8 protein-coding genes are annotated in these 25,140 nt (G+C 66.5%); 6 read left to right on the forward strand and 2 right to left on the reverse strand.

From position 1 onward, the window contains the following. The first annotated feature begins 78 nt into the window (after positions 1 to 78). Positions 79 to 18,633, forward strand: coding sequence for a hypothetical protein (locus tag AC07TU_RS19785; protein WP_495189656.1), 18,555 nt, complete (start codon positions 79 to 81; stop codon positions 18,631 to 18,633). A 174-nt stretch (positions 18,634 to 18,807) separates the two neighbouring features. On the opposite strand, the gene AC07TU_RS19790 is transcribed toward AC07TU_RS19785, so the two are convergent. Together AC07TU_RS19790 and AC07TU_RS19795 are read right to left on the reverse strand one after the other, a co-directional pair. Continuing rightward, positions 18,808 to 19,932: an enolase C-terminal domain-like protein gene (locus AC07TU_RS19790; RefSeq protein ID WP_495189657.1), complete on the reverse strand. Its 1,125-nt coding sequence runs from the start codon at positions 19,930 to 19,932 to the stop codon at positions 18,808 to 18,810. A 68-nt stretch (positions 19,933 to 20,000) separates the two neighbouring features. Continuing rightward, entirely contained in the window at positions 20,001 to 20,744 is a 744-nt protein-coding gene (locus tag AC07TU_RS19795; protein WP_495189658.1) for a FadR/GntR family transcriptional regulator, read from the reverse strand. A gap of 154 nt (positions 20,745 to 20,898) precedes the next feature. On the opposite strand from AC07TU_RS19795, the gene AC07TU_RS19800 reads away from it, so the two are divergent. The 5 genes from AC07TU_RS19800 to AC07TU_RS19820 are packed head-to-tail and all read left to right on the forward strand — an operon-like array spanning position 20,899 to position 25,139. After that, positions 20,899 to 22,188, forward strand: a complete 1,290-nt coding sequence (locus tag AC07TU_RS19800) for an MFS transporter (RefSeq protein ID WP_495189659.1) — start codon at positions 20,899 to 20,901, stop codon at positions 22,186 to 22,188. Continuing rightward, a complete protein-coding gene (locus AC07TU_RS19805; RefSeq protein WP_495189660.1) occupies positions 22,188 to 22,841 on the forward strand; it encodes an RraA family protein in 654 nt (217 codons plus the stop codon). Before AC07TU_RS19800 ends, AC07TU_RS19805 begins: the two co-directional genes overlap by 1 nt. A gap of 7 nt (positions 22,842 to 22,848) precedes the next feature. After that, positions 22,849 to 23,163: a UxaA family hydrolase gene (locus AC07TU_RS19810; protein WP_495189661.1), complete on the forward strand. Its 315-nt coding sequence runs from the start codon at positions 22,849 to 22,851 to the stop codon at positions 23,161 to 23,163. Next, on the forward strand, positions 23,156 to 24,376 hold the full coding sequence (locus tag AC07TU_RS19815; protein WP_495189662.1) for a UxaA family hydrolase: 1,221 nt from the start codon (positions 23,156 to 23,158) through the stop codon (positions 24,374 to 24,376). The genes AC07TU_RS19810 and AC07TU_RS19815 overlap by 8 nt, the downstream gene beginning before the upstream one ends. Continuing rightward, a complete protein-coding gene (locus AC07TU_RS19820) occupies positions 24,366 to 25,139 on the forward strand; it encodes an SDR family NAD(P)-dependent oxidoreductase (protein WP_495189663.1) in 774 nt (257 codons plus the stop codon). The genes AC07TU_RS19815 and AC07TU_RS19820 overlap by 11 nt, the downstream gene beginning before the upstream one ends. The last annotated feature ends 1 nt before the right edge of the window (position 25,140 follow it).

Consider the following 25,140-nt stretch of genomic DNA (forward strand, 5'->3'; position numbering starts at 1 on the left):
GGGGCGTACCAATCCATTGCCGAGTCATTAACCATTTGGCCAATGCCAGGGTTGGCACCGCCCGGGGGAGAATTGTCCGTGAAGAAGCTGCATCGTGGCCGCCTGCTGCTGTCGACGTGCCTGACGGGCATTGCCCTCGCATCCGCACCTGGCGCACTGGCGCAGGACAAGGATCCCAACTGGCAGCCGCGCGCCGAAGTGGACGCCCGCGCTGCCGATGGCAGCAGTCAGGTCTCGTTCGAGCTTTTCGCTCCGGTCGCGCAGAACGACTCGAACCTCATGTTCGTCAGTGGCCGGATCGGTTATGATGAGGAATTCGACCGCAATGGATCGGTCACCATCGGCGGGCGTGGCAAGGTTGGTGATGATCTCGCGATCGGCGTCAATGCCGGCGTCGATTTCTACAAGTCCAACCTCTCGAAGCGCGACCAGACCGCGGTTTCCTTCGGGCTCGAAGCCTTCACCTCGGTTTTCGACGTGCGGCTCAACTACCGTCTGCCGGTCACAAATCGCCGGACCATCGGCTATCTCGACCCCAATGCCAGCCCGGTGGGCGTGCTGCTGGTCGAGAATAACCGGCTGATCGAACGCAAGAGCGGCTGGCGGCTCGAAGACGTACCGCTGGGCGGCGCCAATGCCGAAGTCGGCGCGACGATTCCGGTCGGCAAGAGCCTCAGCGTGCGCGCTTCGGCGGCAGGCTTCGACTATCGCGACGATGCGGCGAGCAAGGCGTATCGCGGCGTTCGCGGCGCGCTGGAACTCGGCGTCGAGGATCCGCTGGGTACCGGCGGCCGCTTCACGGTCGGCGCCGAGCTGCAGAACGACAATCGCTGGGGTACCCAGGCACGCGGTACGGTGCGCCTGTCGATTCCGTTCGGCCGCGGCTCGCGCGACCGCGGCGCGGGCAACACCGGTCTCGATCGCCAGATGGGCGACCGGATTCGCCGCGACTATGTGACGCCTTCGGGTACGCGCTACACCGATCTGACCGCGAACAGCTTCGCGATCGACGCGCGCACCGGCGCCGAGTTCGGCGGCGTCTACTATGTCAATGGCGGGGCCACCGCAGCGGGGGCGGGGACGAGCGCCAGCCCGACGACGCTGGCCGATGCGGTCGCGCGCGCTGGTTCGAACGGCGTCGTCGTCGCGATGGGCAATGCCGGCAACATCACCACCGGCGGCGTGACGCTGGCCAGCAACCAGTATCTGCTCGGCGGCGCGAGCAGCGTCAGCGTGCGCCATTCGAACGGAACGGTCAGCGCGTTCAGCTTCGGCAGCACCAACGGCACGATCGTGGGCAGCAATGCCGCGGCCGCGACCGTCACGCTGGGCCAGGGCTCGGTCGTACGCGACGTCACCATCCGCGGCGCCGGATCGGGTATCCTGGCGAACGGCGTGGGCGGATTCTCGCTCGATCGCGTGACCATCGAGAACACCGGCGGGGCGGGCCTGACGCTCAACAACACGACCGGTACGGTGGTGGTCGACGGAATCACGATCCGCGGCGGTGGCGGGGCGGGCCTGCTCGTCAATGGCGGCAGCGGGCTGGTGGTGCGCAACTCGGTCATTGGCGGCGGCGCGGGCGCGATCGACATCAACGATGCCGGCGGCAACCTGACGGCATCGCTGTCGAGCCTCACGCTGTCGGCGACCGGCGGCACGGTGCTCGATATCGACGGTTCGGGCGCGGGCACGGTGCAGATCGCCGGGCTCTCCGGCATCTTCATCGCGGGCGGCAATGGCGAGACCGGCGGCTTCGCCGCGCGCAACGTCACCTTCGATTCGAGCACCGCGGCGGGCATTCAGGCCGTCAACGCCGGCACGATGCAGGTCGGCACCACCGCTGCGCGCGTGAACGGCGCGGGCGTAACGCTGACCGAAGTCGATGGCGCGCTGAGCTTCGCCTCGCTCAACATCGCCAACAATGCCGGCACCGGCCTGACGGTCAACAATACCAAGACCGGCACCTTCACCCTGACCAACACTGCGGGCGTGGTCGACACCACCGCGGGCACCGCGCTCAACCTCGATCCGCTGCTGATCAACCTGAACTTCGCGACCGTCAGTTCGACCGGCGCGGCGGGCGCGGGCATCATCCTCGACAATGTCCAGGGTGCGGGCACCGGCGGCAGTGCGCTGAACATCGGCACGCTGACGATCACCAACAGCGGTCAGCAGGGCCTGTTCATCACCGGCGGTTCGACCGGCCTGGTGACGATCGGCGGCGGCACGATCACCAACAGCGGCGGCGCGTCGGTTCAGGTCGGCGAGACCGGCGTGGCGGGCAGCGGCGGCACGATCGGACTCAATTTCGGCGCGACGATCACCGATAGCGGCGCAGGGCCGCTGGTCTCGCTCTTCAACACCGGCGGCGCGATCCGCTTCACCGGCGCGGTCACCGGCGCGGGCCCGATCACCATCGACGGCACGGCCGCGGGATCGAGCATCGTCTTCGCGGGCAATGTCGCAATCAACGGCGCAACCGGCAATGCGCTGTCGATCAACAACGTCGCCGGTACCGTGGGCTTCACCGGTACGCTCAATATCGCCAATCCGACCGGCAGCGGGATCGTCATCGGCAACAGCGCCGCCGGTTCGACCGTGGCCTTTACCGGTGCCACCACGATCACCGGGGCCGGTGCGCCTGCGCTTTCGCTCAACAATCTGGCGGGCGCCACCGCCTTCACCGGCACGCTCAGCATCATCAACCCGGCAGGCACCGCCATCGTGATCGGCGCGGTGCCGGGCGGCGTGACGTTCGGCGATGTCGATATCACCGGCCTCGGCGCGGCCACCGGCCTCGACCTTACCGGCACCTCGGGCAACGTCACCTTCGGCACGCTCGATATCACGGGCACCGGCGCTGCCGGTTCGACCGGCATCGACCTGACCAACGCGGCGAATGCGGGCGCGGTCACCATCGCCAACCCGAGCGTGATCCAGGGCGTCGATATCGGTGCGAACCTGACCAACGCGCACATCACCGGCAGCTTCCGCTTCGGCGACGGCAATGCCGCGGACGGGCTGGAGAGCCGGATCACGGCCAACACGGTGATCGTCGTCGCGGGCATGAACGCGACCCAGGGCACCTATGATTTCGCCGACGTCCAGCTCGACGGCAACACCAACAACATCACCGGTGGCAGCTTCACCACTTACTATGTCCTTGCGGGCGCGACCGGTACGGGCACGGCGCTCGATCCCGGCAGCATCGCGGGCGCCGCGGCGTCGGGCGCGCAGTACATCGTGCTGCTCAACAACCCGAATGGCGGGCAGGATGTGATCGACACCGGCAGCCTCGCCGGCGGCGCGCTGAGCCTGACGGCAGGGCAGTCGCTGGTCAGCTTCCTCAATACCGATTTCTTCGCGGTCACCGGCGCCACCGTGCCGGCCAATCTGATCGTCTCGAATCTCGGTCCGACCGGCATCGTCAACACCTTTGCAGGCTCGGGCGCCGCGATCCTGACCAGCAGCCTCGGCGCGTCGACGGTCAACCTCGCAACCGGCACGCGGATCGACGGCGTCATCATCAACAACGATGCGCTGGGCATCGGCGTCGTCGGATCGGGCGTGTCCAACGTCATCATCCGCAACTCGACGATCTCCGGCACCGGCGGCGCGATCAGCATCACCGACGGCGGCGCGGCCAGTTCGGTCACGCTGACCAACCTCAACCTGTCGGCCAGCGGCGGCACGGTGCTGAATCTCAACGGCACGGGTGCGGGCACGGTCAACGTCTCGGGCACCGGCATCAACATCGCCGCCACCGGCACCGGCCAGGGCCTCGCGATCAACGATGCCACGGTCGGCACGCTCGACATCGGTTCGGTCACGACCGGGACCGCGGGCGGCGCGAATGGCGCAGTCTATCTCAACCAGGTCGCCGGCGGCACGGTCAATGTCGGCAGCGTCACCGTGGGCGGCGCGAGCGCGGGCGCGGGCATCACCGTCGCGAACAGCGCGGCAGCGGTGAACATCGGCGCGGCCAGCGTCGCAAACACCGCCGGCGCCGGCGTGACCATCCAGAACAACAGCGGCGCGGTCACCTTTGGACCCGTCTCGGTCGCGAACAGCGGAGGCGCGGGCCTCAGCGTTTCCGGCAATAGCGGTGCAGTGACGCTCGGCGCGATCACGGTTGCGAACAGCGCGAGCCATGGCGTTTCGCTGCTGAACAACACCGGGATTCTGACACTCGGCGCCGTGACGGTTTCGAACAGCACCGGCGACGGCGTGCGGCTGGTCGGCAACGGATCGGCATCGCTCGGCCAGCTGACGCTCGCCAATCTCGGCGGCACCGGCCTGTTCGCGCAGACCGTGTCGGGCAATCTGAACATTGCCGGGGCGACGATCAGCAACGCCGCGGGCGGCGGCGTGACGGTGCAGGGCGCATCGGCATCGAGCGCCATCTCGATCGGCGCGCTCAGCCTGAGCGGCGGCGGCACCGGAATCGTGCTCGACGATATCGATGGCACCGCGACCTTCACCGGCGCCACCACGATCGCGAACAGCAACGGCATCCGCTTCGGCACCGGCAGCGCCGGTACGATCAGCTTCGGCGATGTCGACATCACCGGCCTGGGCGCGGGGATGACCGGCGTTGACGCCCGCAATGCGTCCGGCACGATCAGCTTCGCGACGCTCGACATCAGCGGTGCCTCGACCAGCGGCACGCGCGGTATCGACATGACCGGCGCGACCTTCGCCGGAAACGTCACCGTCGCCGAAAGCAGCACGATCACAGGGGTCGGCACGGGCATCGATCTGACCAATGCGGCGATCACCGGCAGCTTCCGCTATGGCGACGGGTCGAACACCGACGCCGATGGCGCGGCATCGACGATCAACGCGGTCACGCCGATCACCGTGACCGGCATCAACGAGGCCGTCGGCAGCTACAATTTCGCCGATGTCGTGCTGAACGGCGACACGACGGGCCTTGTGACCAACCCGGTCCGCCTGTTCTTCGTCGAGCAGGGCCGCACCGGCGCGGGCACCAAGACCGATCCGGGCAGCCTCGCCGCCGCGCTCGCTTCGAATGCGACGGTGATCGTGCTGCTCAACAACCCGACGGGCGGCAACGACACGCTCGACGTGGCGGGGCTCGGTACCTTCGCGCTCGATGCCAATCAGCGGCTGATCGGCTTCCTGAACGGCGACAGCCAGAATGTCGGCGGCGGCACGCCGGTGAACATGCTCCTCTACGGCCTGACGCAGAGCGTCGTCACCAACCCCTATGCCGGATCTGGCGCGGGGCTGCTGACCCACACCGGCGGCGGCACCACCGTCACGCTGGCGAACGGCGCGTCGATCGACGGCATCCGCATCGGGGGCACCGGCATCGGCGTTTCGGGCGTCGGCGTCTCGAACATCTCGATCACCAATTCGATCATCTCGGGCGGCAACGGCGCGATCCTGCTGCGCGACGGCGGCGCGGCGGCTTCGGCGACGCTCACCAATCTGGCGCTGTCGGGCACCGGTGGCACGGTACTTGACCTGCTCGGCACCAATGGCGGGTCGCTCAACGTTCGCGGATCGGGCATTTCGATCGCGGCCACCGGCAATGCACGCGGTCTGGCGATGGACTCGGTCACGCTGGCCGCCAATCTGGGCTTCGGGGCTGTTTCGACGCAGACCGCGGCTGGCGCGGGCGTCGCGCTCAACAATGTCGGGGGCGCCGGCGGGCTGAGCTTCGCCAGCATCAATGTCGCCGGAACCAGCGCAGGTGTCGGCGTTTCGCTCAGCGGCAACAGCGCCGCGATCAACCTCGGCGACGTGACCGTGGCCAACACTGCCAGCCACGGCATCGAGATCGCGAACAACCCGGGCAATGTGACGCTCGGCACCTTCAATATCAGCAACACCGGCATGGTCGGCCTGCTGGCGTACGGCCTGCCGGGCAGCTTCACGGCGGCGGGCGGCACCGTCACCAACAGCGGCGCGATGGGTATTGCGATCGCCGGTATCGACGGATCGGCGACCTTCACCGGCGGCGTGACCATCACTAATCCGGGTAGCACCGGGATCACCCTCGGGCGCTTCAGTAGCGGCACGATCAGCTTCGCCGATGTCGATATCATTGGCCTGGTGGCTGGAAAGACGGGTCTCGACGCGCGGATTGCCTCGGGCAACATCACTTTTGGCACGCTCGACATCACCGGCGTATCGGCCACCGGCACGCGCGGCATCGATCTGACCGGCGCGACGTTCGGCGGCAATCTGACGATCGCGGGTAGCAGCACGATCACCGGCGTCGGTACCGGTGTGGATCTCACCAATGCGGCGATCACAGGCAGCTTCCGTTACGGCGACGGATCGAACACCGATGCGAACGGTGCGGCATCGACGATCAACGCCACGGTTCCGCTCGTCGTCACCGGCCTGAACAGCGCCGTCGGAACCTATAATTTCGCCGATGTGAACCTGGTTGGCGACACCAGCGCACTCGCCACTTCGGCGACGGTCTATTGGGTGCTGGCGGGCGCCAGCGGCGCGGGCACACGCAGCAATCCGGGCAGCCTGAGCGGGGCGGCGGCGTCGGGCGCCGACATCATCATCCTGCTCAACAATCCGGTCGGCGGCAACGACACGCTCGACGCCAACGACGCGACCCATGGCACCGGCGGCACCTTCACGCTGCTGACCGGCCAGCAGCTGCGCGGCTTCCTGAACGGCAACTCGATCGCGCTGCCGGGCGGCGCTCCGGCGAACGTGACGCTCTACAATGTCGCGACCGGCATCGCGACCAATCCCTTCGCCGGATCGGGCGCGCCGACGCTGACGACGACGGCGGGCGGCGGCGCGGATACGGTTCGCGTCAACAGCAACGCGCTGATCGACGGCGTGATCATCGCCAATGGCGGCAACGGGACCGGCGTGGTCGGCCTTGGCGCATCGAACGTGACGATCCGCAACAGCCAGATCTCGGGCCGGGACAGCGCGATCGACTTCAGCGACAATGGTGCGGCGGCAAGCATTGCGCTCAGCAATCTGCGTCTTTGGGCCAGCAACAATTCGATCGCGTTTGCGGTCTATAAGGGCGGCGCCGGCTCGACCACCATCACCGAACTCTCGAACATCACGGTCGAGGGCGGGCATGGCGAGGCGGGCGGCGCCTATTTCTTCGGCGCGACCTTCGACGCCGATCTGGCGACGGCGGGCTACCAGACGGTCAACGCCTCGCTGACGGCCGGGACCGCGGCTGCGCGGATCAATGGCCAGGGCGTCACCCTCATCAACGCGATCGGGGCGCTGAACTTCACCAATCTGGGCATCTACAACCAGAGCAGCAACGGCCTGAGCGTCGGAGGCATGGGGCTGGCGCTCAGCAGCATCGCCGGCACGGTGGACACGGTGAATGGCACCACTCTGTCGATCAACGGATCGCAGACCGACCTGGTGCTCGACAGTGTCGTCCATTCGGGCACGGGCGCGGGCGTTGCCGTCACCAACGGTCTCACCGGCATCGGCACAGGCGGCCGCGCGCTTCAGGTCGGCGCGCTCAACGTCATTTCGGCAAGCACCAACGGCATCTCGATCGGCGGCAACGTCAACGGCACGATGAGCTTCGGCGCGGGCTCGAGCATTGCGGGCACGCTGGGTTCGGCGATCTCGATCGCCAGCGGCACCGGCACGCTCGACTTCACCTACAACGGCAGCGTCAGTCAGACGAACAATGCGGCGCTGCTCAGCGTCGCGGGCCATAACGGCACGATCACCTTCGGCGCAGGCAGCAGCCTGTCGGCGACCAACGGCACGGGCCTGCAGTTCGACAATGCCGACGGCACCTATCTCTTCAACGGCACGACGACGCTAAACGGCGGGGACGCCGGCATCGACATCCTGAACGGATCGAGCGGCAGCTTCACCTTCGCCAACGCGTCGATCACCAGCCCGACCGGCACCGCGATCACCATCGCCGACAGCACGGCAGGCCTGAGCTATACCGGCAGCGTTACCCAGGCGACCAACGCGGCCCTGCTCTCGGTCCTGAACCATTCGGGCGGCACGATCACCTTCCAGGGTGGCACGCTGGGTGCGACCAACGGCACCGGCCTGCAGTTCAGCAACGCCGACGGCACCTACGCCTTCAACGGTACGACCACGCTGAACGGTGGTGATGCCGGCATCGACATCCTGAACGGGTCGAGCGGCAGCTTCACCTTCGCCAACGCGTCGATCACCAGCCCGACCGGCACCGCGATCACCATCGCCGACAGCACGGCGAGCCTGAGCTATACCGGCAGCGTCAGCCAGGCGAACAACGCGGCCCTGCTCTCGGTCCTGAACCATTCGGGCGGCACGATCAGTTTCCTGAGCGGCACGCTGGGGGCGACCAACGGTACAGGTCTCCAGTTCGACAACGCCGACGGCACCTATGCGTTCAACGGCACGACGACGCTGAACGGCGGCGATGCCGGCATCGATATCCTGAACGGTTCGGCCGGCGGTTTCACCTTTGGCGCGGGCACGACGATCACCAGCCCGACGGGCGCGGCGATCAACATCGCGGACAGCACGGCCAGCCTGAGCTATTCCGGCAACGTCACCCAGGCGAACAACGCTGCTCTTCTCTCGGTCCTCAACCATTCGGGCGGCACAATCGCCTTCCAGGGCGGCACGCTGGGTGCGACCAACGGCACGGGGCTGCGGTTCAGCAATGCTGACGGCACCTATCTCTTCAACGGCACGACGACGCTGAACGGTGGCAGCGCCGGCATCTCCATCCTCGCCAACTCCGCGGGCAGCTTCGCCTTCGGTTCCAATACGACGATCACCAATCCATTCGGCCCGGCGTTCGCCATTTCCAATTCGACCGCGGGGGTGATCTATCTGGGCACGGTGAACCAGGCTGACGCGACGTCGCTGGCACTCTCCGTCTCGACACATTCCACCGGAACGCTCGATTTCAGCGGCGCGACCCTGAACGTAACCGGCGGACACGGCCTGACGTTCAATGACGCCGACGGCACCTATAATTTCGGCAACGTGGCGCTCGACGGCGGTGCAAGCCTCAGGATCATCAACGGCTCGGCAGGCGCCTTCACCTTCGGCAATGTCGACATCACCGGGCTGCTGGCCAACACCACTGCGGTCAACCTGACCGGCGCGAGCGGCAACGTCACCTTCGCGACGCTCGACATCGCTGCCGTTTCGGCTACCGGCACGCGCGGTATCGACATGACCGGCAGCACGACTGCCGCCAATGTGATCGTCAATGGCAGCAGCACCATGACCGGCCTCGGCATCGGCGTGGATCTGACCAACGCGGCGATCACTGGCAACTTCCGTTATGGCGACGGTTCGAACACCGACGCGAACGGCGCGGCGTCCACCATCTCGGCGGTCACACCGCTGGTGATCGCGGGTCTGAACGGCGGCACCGGCAACTATAATTTCGCCGATGTGAACATGGTCGGCGACACCACGAATCTGTCCGTTTCAGCCTATTTCGTCCTCGAAGGCGCGACCGGCAGCGGCACGCGCAGCGACCCGGGCAGCCTGGCCGGCGCCGAAGCGGCGAACGCCACCTATATCGTGCTGCTCAACAATCCGGCGGGCGGCACCGACATCCTGGATGCGACGGCGGGGGCGGGCGGTTCGCTCGATCTCGACGGCGGCCAGATCCTGTTCAGCTTCCGGGATACCGACAGCTTCATCGTGGGCGGCGGTGCCCCGGCCAATATCGTGCTCTACAATGTCCAGACCGGCGTGATCTCCAACCCGTTTGCGGGTTCGGGCGCACCGATCCTGACTGCGAGCGGCGCCAATGCAACCATCACGCTGGGCGGCGGCAATATCCTCGACGGCGTGATCGTCACCAATAGCGGAACTGGCGCCGGTATCCTCGGCAACGGCGTCGGCGGCACGCTGACGATCCGCAACAGCACCATCTCGGGTGGCGCGGCGGGTGCGCTGCGCATCTACGACAACGCCGCGAACGTCGTACTCGGACTGAGCAATCTCACCCTCGCCGCGAACGGCGGCAACATCCTGAACCTCGACGGTACCGGGGCCGGAAGCTTCACGCTCACGCAGCTGGCCAACCTCACCGTCAACCACAGCACGGAGACCGGCGGCTTCGTCATCTCCGATGTGACGTTCGATGCCGACACCGTCACCGCCGGCCTCCAGGCGGTGAACGCCGGCGTGCTGACGCTTGGAACCACCGGCGCGCGCATCACCGGCGACGGCCTCCGCCTGACCAACGTGACCGGCACGCTGAACTTCAGCGACCTCAATATCGCCAACACCGGCGGCACCGGCCTGATCGTCGCCAACTCCAAGACGAACAACTTCACCCTCGGCACCACCGGCGGCGCGATCGACACGACCAACGGCACGGCGATCAACCTCGATCCGCTGACCATCAACATGGTGCTGAATTCGGTCAACGCGAGCGGCGGCACCTATGGCATCCTGCTCGATCAGCTGCTCGGCAACTTCACCGTCACCGGCGCGGTCAACGTCACCGGCGCGACCAACACCGCGATCGTGGTGCGCGACAACACAGCGCTGGGCGTGCAGTTCCAGGGCGCGGTCGCAATCAACAACACGACCGGCGCGGGCGTCTCGCTCACCAACAATAGCGGCGCGACGGTGGACTTCACGGGCGGCCTTGGGATCACCACCACCACCGGTACCGGTTTTGCTGCGAGCGGCGGCGGCACGATCAGCGTGGCCGGCAGCGGCAACACGATCACCACAGGCGATGCAGGCGCGCTGGCGCTCAATGGCGTGACCGTGGCGATCGGCGGGGTAACGTTCGACCAGATCACTGCCGCGCCGGGATTGGCCACCGCGGTCAGCTTGGTCAACACCAACCTGACCGGCGCGCTCAATATCCGCGGGCTCGACATCGATGCCGTCAATTCGGCAGTCGTGTTCAACAACCTGACCGGTACCGGCGGCGTCAACCTGACCGGCACGCTCGATATCGACAGCGGCTTCGGCTTCACCTTCGCGGGTTCGGTCGGAACGATCAACATCGCCAATACCGCGGGCTCGTCGCTGACCATCGACGGCGGCCAGAGTGCAATCCGCTCTGTCGGCATGACCAGCGGTACCGTGAATGTCGCAAGCGCGGCCGGCAGCGCCGCGATCAATGGCTCGACCGCTTCCGCGATCGACCTCAGCGGCGACACCGGCGGCACGCTGAACTATGGCGGTACGATCAACGCGACCCAGGGCTCGATCCTGAACGTGGCGAACAGCGTTGCCGATGTCACCTTGTCGGGCGCGATGACCTCGACCAGTGCCGGTACCGCATTCCGCTTCGGCAACGCGGACGGCACCTACGCCATCTCCGGGAATGTGAGCCATACGGGCGGAGCCGGCGTCGCGATCAATGCGGCGAGCGCGGGCGGGATCACCTTCTCCGGCGCGTCGAAGACCTTCAGCACCGGTGCCAACACCGCGATCACCACCACGGGCACCGGCTCGCTGTCGTTCACCGGCGGCGGACTCGGCATCACCACCACCACGGGCACCGGCTTCACCGCCACCGGCGGCGGCACGGTGCTGGTCCACGGCGCCAACAACACGATCGCTTCGGGCAACGCGACCGCGCTGTCGCTCAACGGTGTCGCCCTTGCCGCAGGCGGGGTGACCTTCCAGAACATCAGCGCGACGCCGGCGGCAGCCATTGCCGTCAACATCGATACGGTGGCGCTGAACGGTGCGCTCTCGATCGGTGGCCTCACCGTTTCCGGTACGGGCACAGCCGCGCGTTTCGCCAACCTGACCGGCGGTGCCGGCGTCAACCTGACCGGCACGATCGACATCGATGGCGGCACCGGCTTTGAATTCACCGGCACGCTGGGCACGATCAGCATCGCCAACGGGGCCGGTTCGACGCTGACCATCGACGGTGCATCGACGGCGATCCTGTTCAACGGCGTGACCAGCGGCAACGTGAATGTCGGCCTCTCCGGCGGCAGTGCCTCGATCGGCGCGACGACAAGCTCCACCACGGCGGCGATCGGCATGAGCGGCGGCACCGGCGGCCTGCTGACCTATGGCGGCACGATCCGCGCGACGGCCGGCGCGGCGCTTTCGGTGGCCAGCAGCAGCTCGCTGGTCGAGTTGGCCGGCGCAATCACCTCGACCAGCGCCAATACGCTGTTCGACTTCGTCAATGCCGATGGCACCTATTCCGTGACCGGCTCGGTCAGCCACAATGGTGGCGCGGGTGTTGCCGTCGATTCGGCGAGCGGCGGCGCGATCACCTTCTCGAACGCGAGCAAGGCGTTCAGCTCCGGCACCGGCACTGCGATCAGCATGGCGGGCACCGGTACGCTGTCCTTCACCGGCGGCGGGCTCGATATCGACACGACCAGCGGCACCGGCTTCAGCGCGAGCGGCGGTACGGTCGTCGTCACCGGCGCGAACAACCGGATCGATACGACCACCGGCCAGATCCTCGGCCTGAGCGGGGTGACCGGCGGCACCGGCGGCATCAACTTCGCATCGCTGACTGCCACGGGAACCGTCGCCAACAACGGCATCCTGCTGAGCAACCTCGGCGGCGCTGCTTTCAACGGCGGCACGGTCAGCATCGCCAACGGCACCAGCGGCGCCGCCAATGACGGCATCAAGGTGAGCACCGGCACGGCGGCGATCACCTTCGGCAACACCACGATCGGTCTGGCCGGCAGCAACGCCATCGAACTGCTCAACAGCGGTTCGGCGGTGACCTTCGGCATGATGAACCTCGCGGGCGCCAACGGCAGCACCGTCGTCATCGCCGGCTCGACCGGCGCGGTCACGCTGGGCACCGGCACGATCGCTGCCACCGGTGCGGCCAATTATGCGGTTTCGGTCACCGGCGGCACCGGCGACGTTTCGGTGGGCTCGGCGCTCGTCGGCACCAACATGGTCCAGATCGTTGATCACGAGACTGGCACCGTCACCTTCGGCGGCGACATGGCGTCGACCGTGAGCGGCATCTCGGTCACCAACGTCAATTCGGGCCTGATCCGCTTCACCGGCCAGACGCTTGCGCTGAACGCCACCAGCGCCGGCGTCACGCTGGCCGGCAACAGCGGGGGCACGATCGATTTCAACCTGACGGCGGGCGGCAATGGCCTCGACATCGTCAGCTCCGGTTCGGGCTTCACTGCCGGCTCGGGCGGTGCTGTCATCGTGCGCGGTACCGGCAACTCGATCAGCACCACCGGCGCCGGCACGGCGCTCAGCCTGCAGAACGTGACCATCGGCACCAGTGGCTTCAACTTCGACAGTGTCAGCGCCAACGGCGCGGCGACCGGTATCCTGATCAACGGTGTCGGTACGGTGGCGCCCGCGATCGGTCTCGGTACGGTCAACCTCCAGGGCATCACCTCGCGCGGCATCGACATCACCGGCATCGTGCCGGTCGGCCTGACGATCACCGATCTCGACATCGGCCTGAACAGCAACAGCGCGGTCGCGCTCGACTTCAACGGCGCGACGCTGTCGGCGCCGATCATGTTCGGCGACTTCGATGTCACCAATTCGGGTGGCGCGGGCACCAGCATTGCGGTCGATCTGCGCGGCACGCTGGGCGGCGCCAACATCATGCTGGGCTATGTGGCGGGTGCTTCCAGCTCGATTTCGGGCGTGGGCACCGGCATCTATCTCAACGCCGCCACCAATGCGCTGTTCCGCTATGGCGACGGCGAGGCGGTCATCGATACGGGCTCGACCATTTCGGCCGGCACCGCGATCGACGCGACCGCCGCACCGACGGTCGGCACCTACGACTTCCGCGACGTGGCCTTCTCCGGAAGCCCGGGCTCGGGCTTCGGCCTCAACAAGATCTACTTCGTCGATTCGAACGGTGCGACCGGCGGCGGCGACGGCAGTGGCTCGGACGGCAGCAACCCGATGACGCTGGCCGCGGCTGAGCTGCTGGCAGCTTCGCAGGACATGATCGTCCTGATCAACAATGGCAGCGCGATCAGCGCGGCCGGTTCGAACGGCAATGATTCGCTGGTGCTGTCGTCCAACGTCCAGGTTCGCGGCTTCGGCAACGGCGTGGGTGGCGGCGCGGGCAGCGGCAGTGCGCCGATCGTCATCGCGCTTACCGTGCCTTCGACGATCCTGCTTTCGGGTGGCAGCTCGGTCAGCATCGCCGATCCGACCGGCAACGGCGCGGCGACGCTCACCAGCGCGGCGGGCGCGAATGCGATCACGCTGGGCGCGACGGGCAACCGTCTGTCGGGCTTCATCCTCGATGGCGGCGGTGCGGTATCGCGCGGCATCAAGGACAATGGTGCCGGCGCGACCAATACGATCCTCGACTATCTGACGGTCCGCAACTTCGGGACGATGGGTATCGAGATCACCCCGTCGACCAGCACGACGATCGACAATGTCGTCTTCTCGGGCAACCCCGGCGGCGACATCCTGCTCAACGCCGCGAACTCGGTGTTGACTAATATCACCAGCAACGGCGGTGGGATCACGCTCAACAACGCCACGGGCACCACGACGCTGACCAATGTGGGCCTGACCGGCGGTGCTGGCCTGATCTTCACCAATGCGGCTGGCGTGATCAACGCCACGAATGTCGACATCACCAATCCTCTGGCTGCGGCACTCACGATCTCGGGCGGCACGGCGGCGTTCAACTTCGATTCGACCAGCTCGGTGACCAAGAGCGCAGCTGGTGCGGCGCTGAGCATCGGCGGCGGCCACGCCACCGGTACCTTCGCTTACGCCGGCACGCTCAACATCACCGGCGGCACCGGGCTGCAGTTCGACAATGCGGACGGTACCTATAACTTCACCGGCACAACGACGCTGGCCGGCGGCGATGCGGGCATCGACATCCTCAACGGTTCGGGCGGCACGTTCAGCTTCGGCGCGAACACCTCGATCACCAGTCCGTCGGGCACGGCGTTCAACGTGTCGGGCAGCACCGCCGCGATCACCTATAGCGGCAGCATCACCCAGGCGAACAACGCGGCCCTGGTCTCGTTCCTCAACCATTCGGGCGGGACGGTCACCTTCCAGACCGGCACGCTGAGCGCCACCAACGGCACCGGCGTGCAGTTCGACAATGCCGATGCCACCTACAATTTCAACGGTACGACGACGCTGAATGGCGGCGACGCCGGGATCGACATCCTCAACGGTTCGGGCGGCACCTTCGGCTTCGGCGCGAACACGTCGATCACCAGCCCTTCGGGCACCGCGTTCAACCTCTCGGGCAGCACTGCCGCTGTCACCTATAGCGGCAGCATCACCCAGGCGAACAACGCGGCCTTGGCCTCGATCCTCAACCATTCGGCCGGGACGATCACCTTCCAGACCGGCACGCTGAGCGCCACCAACGGCACCGGCCTGCAGTTCAACAATGCCGATGGCACCTACAATTTCACCGGCACGACGACGCTGAACGGCGGCGATGCCGGCATCGACATCGTCACTGGCTCGGACGGCACCTTCGGCTTCGGCAGCAGCACGGCGATCACCCATGCCGCGGCGGGCGACGCCTTCGTCCTCACCGACAGCAACAGCAACCTGACCTATTCGGGCAGCATCAGCGACAGCAATGGCTATGCCGTCCGCATCGACAACCACGATGCCGGCACGGTGACGTTCGACGGCGGCAGCGCGATCACCTCGAGCGGCGCCAGCGCGCTGGGCCTGAGCGTGAGCAACAACGGTGGCGGCTCGGTCAGCTTCAACGGCACGACCACGCTGTCGACCCAGGCCAACAACGCGATCACGCTGACCAACAATGCGGGCAGCACCGTCGGGTTCAGCTCGGTCGGCAGCAGCCTTGGCGTCACCACCACCAGCGGCACCGCCTTCACGATCGCCGGCGGCGGCACGATCAACGTGCAGGGTCCGAACAGCACCATCGCCACCGGTTCGGGCACGATCCTTGACATCAGCAGCGCCTCGGCGGTGACGTCGACGCTGAACCTGAACTTTGCGAGCGCCAGCAACACGCTGGGTGCCAACGGCATCCTGATCAGCCGGACGGCGGGCACGCTCACCGGCAGTGTCACCATCAACGCCGGGTCGATCACCGCCACCACGCGCGGCGTCGATGTCGACGGCGGCACGCTGTCGCTCAACTATGCCGGCACCGTCGCCACCAGCGGCACGCTGGCGCGTTCGGTCGAGGTGACCAACATCACCGGCGGCGCCATCACGGTTTCGGGCAACCTCACCGACAATGCGCTGGGCATCAACATCGCCAACAATACCGGCGGCTCGATCAACTTCTACGGCCAGAGCATCACGCTCAACACCGTGGCCAACGTCAATGCGGTCACCCTGGCCAGCAACACCGGTGCGAATATCACCTTCTCGTCGGCGGCCGGCGGCAACGGTGTCGACATCACGGCCTCAGGCACCGGCAATGGTATCGACTATACCGGTGGCGGCTCGCTGACCGTCTACAGCACCGGCAACTCGATCCAGACCGCCACCGGCCAGATCCTCAACCTGGTCAACGGCAATATCGGCTCGCTCGGCCTGGTCTTCGACTCGCTGACCAGCACCGGCTCGACCAACGGCAGCGCGATCAACATCAGCAATGTCGATGGCACCGGCACGCTGAGTGCCACCACCGTCTCTATCGCCGGCACCACCGGCGCGACGGCCGACGGCATCTTCTACGGCGGCGGATCGACGATGAACGTCAATCTCGGCACCGTGACGATCAACAGCACCGGCGACGAAGGGATCGAGATCAACGGCGCGGGCAACGGCAGCTTCACCGCCGGCAGCGTCACGATGAACAGCATCGGCGGCAACGGCGTGGAGATCAACGGCGCCACCAACACCGTGAATATCAATGGCGGCGCAATCGGCGCGCTCTTCGATCCGGACGGCTTCGGCGTCTACGTCCTGAACGGTACCGGCACGGTCAACGTCGCGGCCTCGGTCACCAAGACCACCAACGGCAACGTGGTGTTCGTCGACAACCATGAGACGGGCAACGTCACCTTCTCGGGCAACATCAGCGCCACGGGCGGCTTCAACAGCGGCATCGTCGTCCAGAACGTCAATTCGGGCACGGTCAGCTTCCTGGGCAACACGACGCTGTCCACCGGCGCGAACACCGCGGTGAACCTGCTGAACAACACGGGCGGCACGATCAGCTTCCCGAACGGCGGGCTGGCGATCACCACCAATGCCGGCACCGGCTTCAGTGCCACCGGCGGCGGCACCGTCAGCACGGCGGGCAGCGGCAACACGATCACCTCGACCACGGGCACCGCGCTCAACGTCGTCAACACCACGATCGGCTCGTCGGGCCTGCGCTTCCAGAGCATCTCGTCGAACGGCGCGTCGAGCGGCATCATCCTCAACAACACCGGGACCTCGGGCGGCATCAACGTCACCGGCACCGGCGCTGCAGGCTCGGGCGGCACGATCCAGAACTCGGCCGGCGACGGCATCAGCCTGACCAGCACCGAGAATGTCCGCCTCGCCTATATGAACGTCACCAACAATCTGGGTGACGGTATCGGCGGCTCGACCGTCAACGGCTTCCTGATCGACAACATGCTGATCAGCGGCAACGGCAACGACGCCGGGACCGATGAATCGGGCATCAACCTCACCAACCTGAGCGGCACCGCGTCGAACGGTGCGCGGCCGACCGGCATCTTCAACTCGACGATCCAGAACAACAACGAGTTCGAGGTGCAGATCACCAACTCGACCGGCACGCTGACCAACTTCCAGGTGGTCAACTCGACCTTCGCGTCGAACGGCGTGGGCATCAACGGCAACGGCACCAGCCCGCACGGCAACATCTTCAACTTCCTCGGCACGGGCACGTCGTCGATGGGGATCAGCGTCTCGGGCAGCAACTTCACCGGCAACTGGAACGCGTCGAGCCCGCCGGCCACGATCGTCGGCAGCGGCCTGTTTACCGACAGCACGGGCACCAGCATGACCGTGCAGGTCAGCGGCTCGTTCTTCACCAACACCAATAACGGCATCAACGTCTCGACCGGCCCGGGCTCGACGACGCTGACCTACAATATCGACGGCAACACCTTCACCGGTACCCGCGCAACGGCGATCAACGACTTCCAGAACGGCAACTCGCCGTTCACCCGGCTCGTCAACGGCCGGATCACCAACAACATCATCGGCAACAACGCGGTCACCAATTCGGGTTCGACCAATGGTGCCGGCATCAGCATCGGCAACGAAGGCGGGGTGAATGCCAACTATCTGATCAGCGGCAACACGATCCAGCAGATCCAGACGTCGCAGGGCATTGTGGTCAATGTCGGCCTGGTCGGCCAGGCGACGGGCAACGGCACCACCAACCTCACGATCCTCAACAACACGATCCGCAACATCAACGGCAGCCGCGGACTTCTGATCAACAACAATCAGAACACGGGTGGCTTCCCGACGGTGAACGTCAGCGTTTCGGGCAACAGCTTCTCGGGCATCGCCGGCCAGGCGGGCAACGGACAGTATATGCGCTTCGCGGCGAGTGGCGGCGGCACGATCAACATCACCCAGGGCCAGGCCACGGCAAGCGCCATCGCCAGCGAGCTCGACGACGCCAACGGCTTCAACGACACGACCAAGATCAGCATCGGCACCGGCACGTTCAACTACGGCCAGCCTGCGCCGACGCTGCCGCCGGCATCGGTACCGCTGCCCTGATCGGCGGAGAGCCCGGCGCCGGTGCGCCGGGCTCCCGTCATGTCGAAGAGGCCGAACGGCCTGGCGCGCGCTTGCGCTGCCCGAAAGGATAGCCAATCCCGGCGATCCGGGCCCGGATCAATCCCGGGTCAGGTCATCGCGCATCGCGTCCGCCATGCGCGCGGCCCTGCGCGCTCAGGCGCGGAAAGTGCGTTTCGAGGTGCAATTATCCTCGACCAGATCCCAGTCGATATCGATCCCGAGGCCAGGGCCTTCGGGCGCATGGATATTGCCGTCGGCGTCCATCAGGTCGCGCAGGCTCTGCTTCATCGGCAGCTGGAACGTGTCCTCGGGTACGAACAGCTCGAAATATTCCGAGTTCCGCACTGCGCAGGCGACATGGATGTTGGCGACGTCCATCGGCCCCATCGTCGTGGTGTGAAGCTCGCAATTCATGCCATGCGCTTCGGCGAGGTGGCAGACCTTGAGCGTGCCGGTGATCCCGCCCTTCCACGACACGTCGGCGCGGACCATGTCGAGCGCGTCGGCCTTGATCGCCTGCGCCACGCCCCACGGGCCGCCGCGCGTCGTCTCGGTCCCGACGATTGGGATGTCCACTGCGGCGCTGAGCTTGGCATATTTGTCGAGCTCGTAATCGCGGAACGGCTCCTCGAACCAATAATAGTTCAACTGCTCGAGATGCCGCGCGACCTTGATCGCCTCGTGCAGCGAATATTCGGCGACCGGATCGGTCATCAGGATCATGTCGGGGCCGACCGCGTCGCGCACCGCCTGATGGATCTCCATGTCGAGCGCGCTGGGGCCGCACGGATGGACCTTGTACGCCTTGAACCCGCGTTCCTTGTAGGCGAGCGCCTCGCGCACATAGGCGTCGATATCGGGGAGCCACAGGCTGCTGGCATAGACGGGCAGGCTGGTGCGGTAGCTGCCGAGATATTGATGCAGCGGCAGCTCCGCGGTGCGTGCCGCGGCATCCCACAGCGCGACGTCGATCGGCCCGGGCAGGAACACCGGGAAGAAGGCGCCGTGGCGGTCGATATTCCAGAAATCCTGCCAGATCCGTTCGCGGTCATGGATGCTGCGGCCCAGGATCACCGGCGCGATGACGTCGGAAAGATAGGCGTCGGTCACCGCGGCCGATCGCGCGGCCCAGAAGGTCGCGATTCCCTCGACCCCGTCCGATGTGGTGATGCGGCCCACGCCATAGGCCCAGGGCATCGGTGCCGCGCCCTCGCGCTCCTCGTCGAACAGCCCCTTGGGGCGCTTGCACATCCAGGTTTCGAACGTCTCGATGCGCATCGCCGCGCCCTCTCCTCGCAATGTAAACTTGTCTTACAGGATAGGCGGCGGCGATGCGCGTGGCAAGCTCAACTCGTGGCTTCGCCCGCGACGATGGGGGCCAGGATCTTGATCAGCGCATCGTCGAAATGCTGCGCCATCGCGCCTGCCGCGGCGCCCGGATCGCGGGCGACCACGGCGGCGACGATATTCTCGTGCAGGTCCTGCACACGCTTGAGCTCCGGGCTTGCCGACCAGCGCTCGATCCCCTCCTGCATCGACGCGGCGATGAGCTGGCGGAAGGCGTCGATCAGCAGCGTATAGAGCGGGTTGCCGGTCGCGCGTGCCAGCCGGGCATGGAGCGCGAGATCGAGCTCGGCATAGCGTTTGGCGTTGCCGAGCCTGGTGGCCATCTCGCGTACGATTTCCTGCAGCTCGGCGGCATCGGCGTCGCTGCGCCGTTCGGCGGCGAGCGCGACCATCGTGATCTCGACCCCGCGCCGCATCTCTAGGATGTTGCGCGTATCGGCCTGCCCGGTCAGCAGCGCATTGCCGATCACGCGCGACAGCATCTCGCCATCGACCGGGATGATCGTCGCGCGCTTGCCGACCGCCATCTCGACCAGCCCCGTCGCGGCGAGCGTGCGCATCGCCTCGCGCACTACCGGGCGGCTGACGCCCAGCGTCAGGCTGATCGTGGTTTCGCTTGGCAGGCGCGCGCCGGGGCGCAGCCCTTCGTCGGCCACGTGGCGATAGATATAGTCGATGACGTGATCGACCAGGCCGCTCGTCTTCGCGTTGCCGCCCGCCGCTTCGTCCACCTTCGTTTCCAACCCGATTCCCCTGTGATCGTGCAACCGCCACGGCAGCTGCGCCCGAATCCTAGCAAAATCACGCTTGCCTTCGCGATGCAAACCGCTACTAACCTGTCATACAGGATTTTGCGAATGAGCCGCCGTCAAGGTGTGCCGCGAGGATGCCGGACGAATGACGACCACAGCCCCATCCGCACCTCTTGCGGTATCCCGCGGCCGCTATCGCTGGATCGTCTGCGCGCTGCTCTTCGCATCGACCACCATCTGCTACATCGACCGGCAGATCTTTGGGTTGCTCAAGCCGACGCTCGACGGGGAGTTCGGCTGGTCCGAAACCGCCTATGGCGACATCATCGCCACCTTCTCGCTGATGTATGCCTTTGGCTATCTGCTCGGCGGGCGTCTGATGGACCGGATCGGCGTGCGCGCGGGGCTTGGCGTCGCGGTTTTCGGCTGGAGCCTTGCCGCGGCGGCGCATGGCCTGATGTCCACCATACTCGGCTTCAAGATCGCGCGCGGTGCGCTCGGTATCACCGAAGGCGGCAACTTCCCTGCGTCGATCAAGGCGGTGCGCGAATGGTTCCCGCCGCAGGAACGGGCCTTCGCCACCGGCATCTTCAATGCGGGCAGCAATATCGGCGCGATCGTCACGCCGGTCTCGCTGCCGTTCATCGTTGCGCTGGTCGGCTGGCGCGCGGCGTTCCTGATCGCCGGCTGCCTTGGCCTGATCTGGCTGGTGCTGTGGCTGCGCTTCTACGAAGTCCCTGAGCGGCAGAAGCGCCTTTCGGCAGACGAGCTGGCCTATATCAAGCAGGACGACGATGCGCCGGCCGAACCGGTCAAGTGGCTGTCGTTGCTCCGCTATCGCGGCACCTGGGCCTATGTCGCCGGCATGCTGATGACCAGCCCGGTGTGGTGGTTCTACCTCAACTGGGTTCCGGGTTTTCTGCACGACCGCTTCGGGATCGACATGATGGGTTCGATCGGGCCGCTGGTGGCGATCTACCTGATCGCGGACGTGGGCAGCATTGCGGGCGGCTGGCTGTCGTCGCGGATGATCCAGCGCGGGATGCGGCCGGTGCCCGCGCGGCTCGCGACGATGCTGCTGATGGCCCTGTGCCCGATTCCCGTGGCATTCATCGCCGGCGTGTCGAGCCTGTGGCCGGCGGTGATGCTGATCGCGCTTGCCGCGGCGGGGCATCAGGGCATGTCCGCCAATCTCTACACGCTGGCGTCGGATACGGTGCCGCCGCGCGGGATCAGCTCGGTGATCGGGATCGGCGGGTTCGCCGCGGGGATCATGGGGATGTTCGTCGCGATGGCGGTGGGCCGCATCCTCGACGCCACTGGCGGCAACTATGCCGTGCTCTTCCTCGGCGCCGCGCTCGCCTATCCGCTCGCCGTACTGGCGATGGCGCTGATCCTGCGCCGCTCGCGCGCCGCAACCACCCTGGAGTCATGATGACCGACAACGATATCTTCGACCTGTTCCGTGCCGAGCTGTACACGCCGGTGGTCGGCGACATCCTCGACACTTTGGGCTGCGTCCACCAGTTCCTGCCCCAGCCGATCCAGCCGATGCTCACGGACATGAAGCTGGTCGGGCGGGCGATGCCGGTGCTGATGATCGACGTCTATGGCGAGCAGGCGCAACCCTTCGGCAAGCTGACCGAGGCGCTTGACCAGCTCGAGCCGGGCGACATCTACCTGGCCAGCGGCGGCGAGATGCGCTGTGCCTATTGGGGCGAAATCCTCACCGCGACCGCGCGGTCGCGCGGCGCCAATGGCGCGGTGGTCAACGGCTATCACCGCGATACGCCGCAGGTATTGTCGCAGGACTGGCCGGTGTTCAGCCGCGGCCGCTTTGCGCAGGATTCGAGCGTGCGGACCAAGGTGATCGACTATCGCTGCCCGATCGAGGTGGGGCCGGTGACGGTGCAGCCGGGCGATCTGGTGTTCGGCGATCTCGACGGCGTTGTCGTCATTCCGCGTGCGCATGAAGCCGAAGTGATCGAACGTGCGTTGGAAAAGGCGCGCGGCGAGAAGCTGGTGCGCATGGAGATCGAGGCGGGGATGTCGAGCACCCAGGCCTTTGCCAAATACGGGATCCTCTGAGGCGCAGATGACGACCGCATTCCGTATCCACCCCGACGACAATGTCGCGACGCTGCTGGGCGATGGCGAGGGCGTGGTGACGTTGATTGGCGGCGATGCGGTCGCACTGAACGAACCGGTCGCGATGGGGCACAAGGTCGCGTTGGCGGACATTGCAGACGGTGAGGCGGTCGTGAAGTTCGGAATTCCGATCGGCACCGCCAGCACCGCGATTCGCGCGGGCGACTGGGTGCATCTCCACAATTGCACGAGCCGCTTCGACGAGCGGTCGGGCGGGTTCGACGTCGTCACCGGCGCGGCCAAGGACATGGCCTATGACTGAGACCTTCAGCCGCGAATGGAGCGGATGGCTGCGGCCCGACGGGCGCAAGGGCATCCGCAATCTCGTCCTCGTCATCTACACCGTCCAGTGCGCCGCGCATGTCGCGCACGCCATCGCTGCGGGCGAGGAGGACGTGCAGGTCATCGGCTTCCCCGGCTGCTACGATAACCAGTATGCGATCCGGCTGGTGCTGAGCCTTGCCCGTCATCCCAATGTCGGGGCGGTGCTCTCGGTCGGGCTCGGCTGCGAATATACCCAGCCCGCAAAGATCGCCGAGGCGGTGGAGAAGAGCGGGCGGCCGTCGGCGTCCTTCTTCATCCAGGATGTCGGCGGCACGCGTTCGTCCACCGAGAAGGGCAAGGCGATCGTCCGCGCGCTGCGCGACCGCATCCATCGCGAGACCCCGCGTGTACCGATGGGCTTTGCCGACCTGACATTGGGCGCCGAATGCGGCGGATCGGACGGCACCAGCGGGCTGGTCGGCAACCCGGCGGTCGGGCGGCTGTTCGACCGGGTGGTCGATGCCGGAGGGGCGGCGATCGTCGAGGAGATCGTCGAGATGATCGGGCTGGAGGACATCATCCTCGCCCGCGCCGCCGACGATCGCGCGCGCGGCGAGCTTGCAGCAGCCTATGCCAAGGCCGAGCATTATTGTCGCGAGGTGCGGCAATATTCGGTCTCGCCGGGCAATTTCGCGGGCGGGCTGACGACGATCGAAGAGAAGAGCATGGGCGCGTTTGCCAAGAGCGGGTCGCGCCCGATCCAGGGGGTGATCAAGGTCGGCGAGGCACCGCCCTGGCCCGGTCTGTGGGTGATGGATTCGGTGCCCGATCCGCACTTCATGCAGTTCGGCTACACCAACCCCAACGATACCGAGGGGATCATGGACCTGATCTCGGGCGGCAGCCAGATCGTGCTGTTCGTCACCGGGCGCGGCAGCGTGATCGGATCGCCGGTCGCGCCTTTGGTCAAGGTCACCGGCAACAGCCGCACCTACGCGCGGATGGAAGAGGACATGGATTTCGACGCGGGCCGCGTGCTGGCGGGGCAGATGACGCTCGACCAGTGCGCGGACGAGCTCGGGGCAATGGTCGCCGATGTCGCCGCGGGACAAGCAAGCAAGCCCGAGGCGCTCGGGCATCGGGAGTATTTCGTGATGTACAAGCACCAGGACACGCCGGATCTCGATCGGGGGTGCCGCAATGACGCTTGATCCGGCAAAGGCGTTCCGCCTCGACGGCGAAGTCGCGCTGATTACCGGCGGCGGCAGCGGCCTCGGCCTCGGCATGGCCAGGGCGATGCACGATGCCGGCGCGAAGGTCGTGCTGGTCGGCCGCCGCCCCGACATGGTCGAAGCGGCCGCGGCCGAGCTGGGTGTGGGTGCCTATTGGGAAGCCGCCGACGTCACTGCCTTCGACACGATGCCGGCAATGCTCGATCGCGTGCGCGCGAAGGTCGGCGGGAACATCACCATCCTCGCCAACAACGCCGGGCACAACTTCAAGAAGCTCGCGGTCGACACCAGTGTCGAGGACTTCGCCGGCATGCTCGACACGCATGTCCTTGCCGCGCACAACCTCACCCGGCTGGTGCTGCCCGAAATGCTCGCCGCGCAGCATGGCAGCATCCTGTTCACCGCGTCGATGACCTCGATGCTCGGCATGCCGCAGGTGATCGCCTATTCCGCCGCCAAGTCGGCCTATGTCGGCATGGTCCGCGCGCTGGCGACCGAAGTGTCGGGGCAGGGCGTGCGGGTCAACGCGATCGCGCCCGGCTGGATCGAATCGCCGATGCTGCGCAAGGCGCTCGACGGCGATCCGGCACGCTCCAACCGTATCCTCCAGCGCACCCCGATGGGCCGTTTCGGCGAGGCCGAGGATATCGGGCTCGCCGCTGTCTATCTCTGTTCCCCCGCCGCGCGCTTCGTCACCGGCGTCCTGCTGCCCGTCGATGGCGGCGCTTCCCAAGGGTTCTGAT

This window comes from Sphingomonas sp. GW821-FHT03E12, assembly GCF_059420685.1.

What these genes read in the sequence shown, in the direction of transcription:
- AC07TU_RS19805 (WP_495189660.1), top strand. Translation starts at nt 22,188, where the DNA reads ATGACCGACAACGATATCTTCGACCTGTTCCGTGCCGAGCTGTACACG.
- AC07TU_RS19815 (WP_495189662.1), top strand. Translation starts at nt 23,156, where the DNA reads ATGACTGAGACCTTCAGCCGCGAATGGAGCGGATGGCTGCGGCCCGAC.
- AC07TU_RS19790 (WP_495189657.1), bottom strand. Translation starts at nt 19,932, where the DNA reads ATGCGCATCGAGACGTTCGAAACCTGGATGTGCAAGCGCCCCAAGGGG.
- AC07TU_RS19810 (WP_495189661.1), top strand. Translation starts at nt 22,849, where the DNA reads ATGACGACCGCATTCCGTATCCACCCCGACGACAATGTCGCGACGCTG.
- AC07TU_RS19800 (WP_495189659.1), top strand. Translation starts at nt 20,899, where the DNA reads ATGACGACCACAGCCCCATCCGCACCTCTTGCGGTATCCCGCGGCCGC.
- AC07TU_RS19820 (WP_495189663.1), top strand. Translation starts at nt 24,366, where the DNA reads ATGACGCTTGATCCGGCAAAGGCGTTCCGCCTCGACGGCGAAGTCGCG.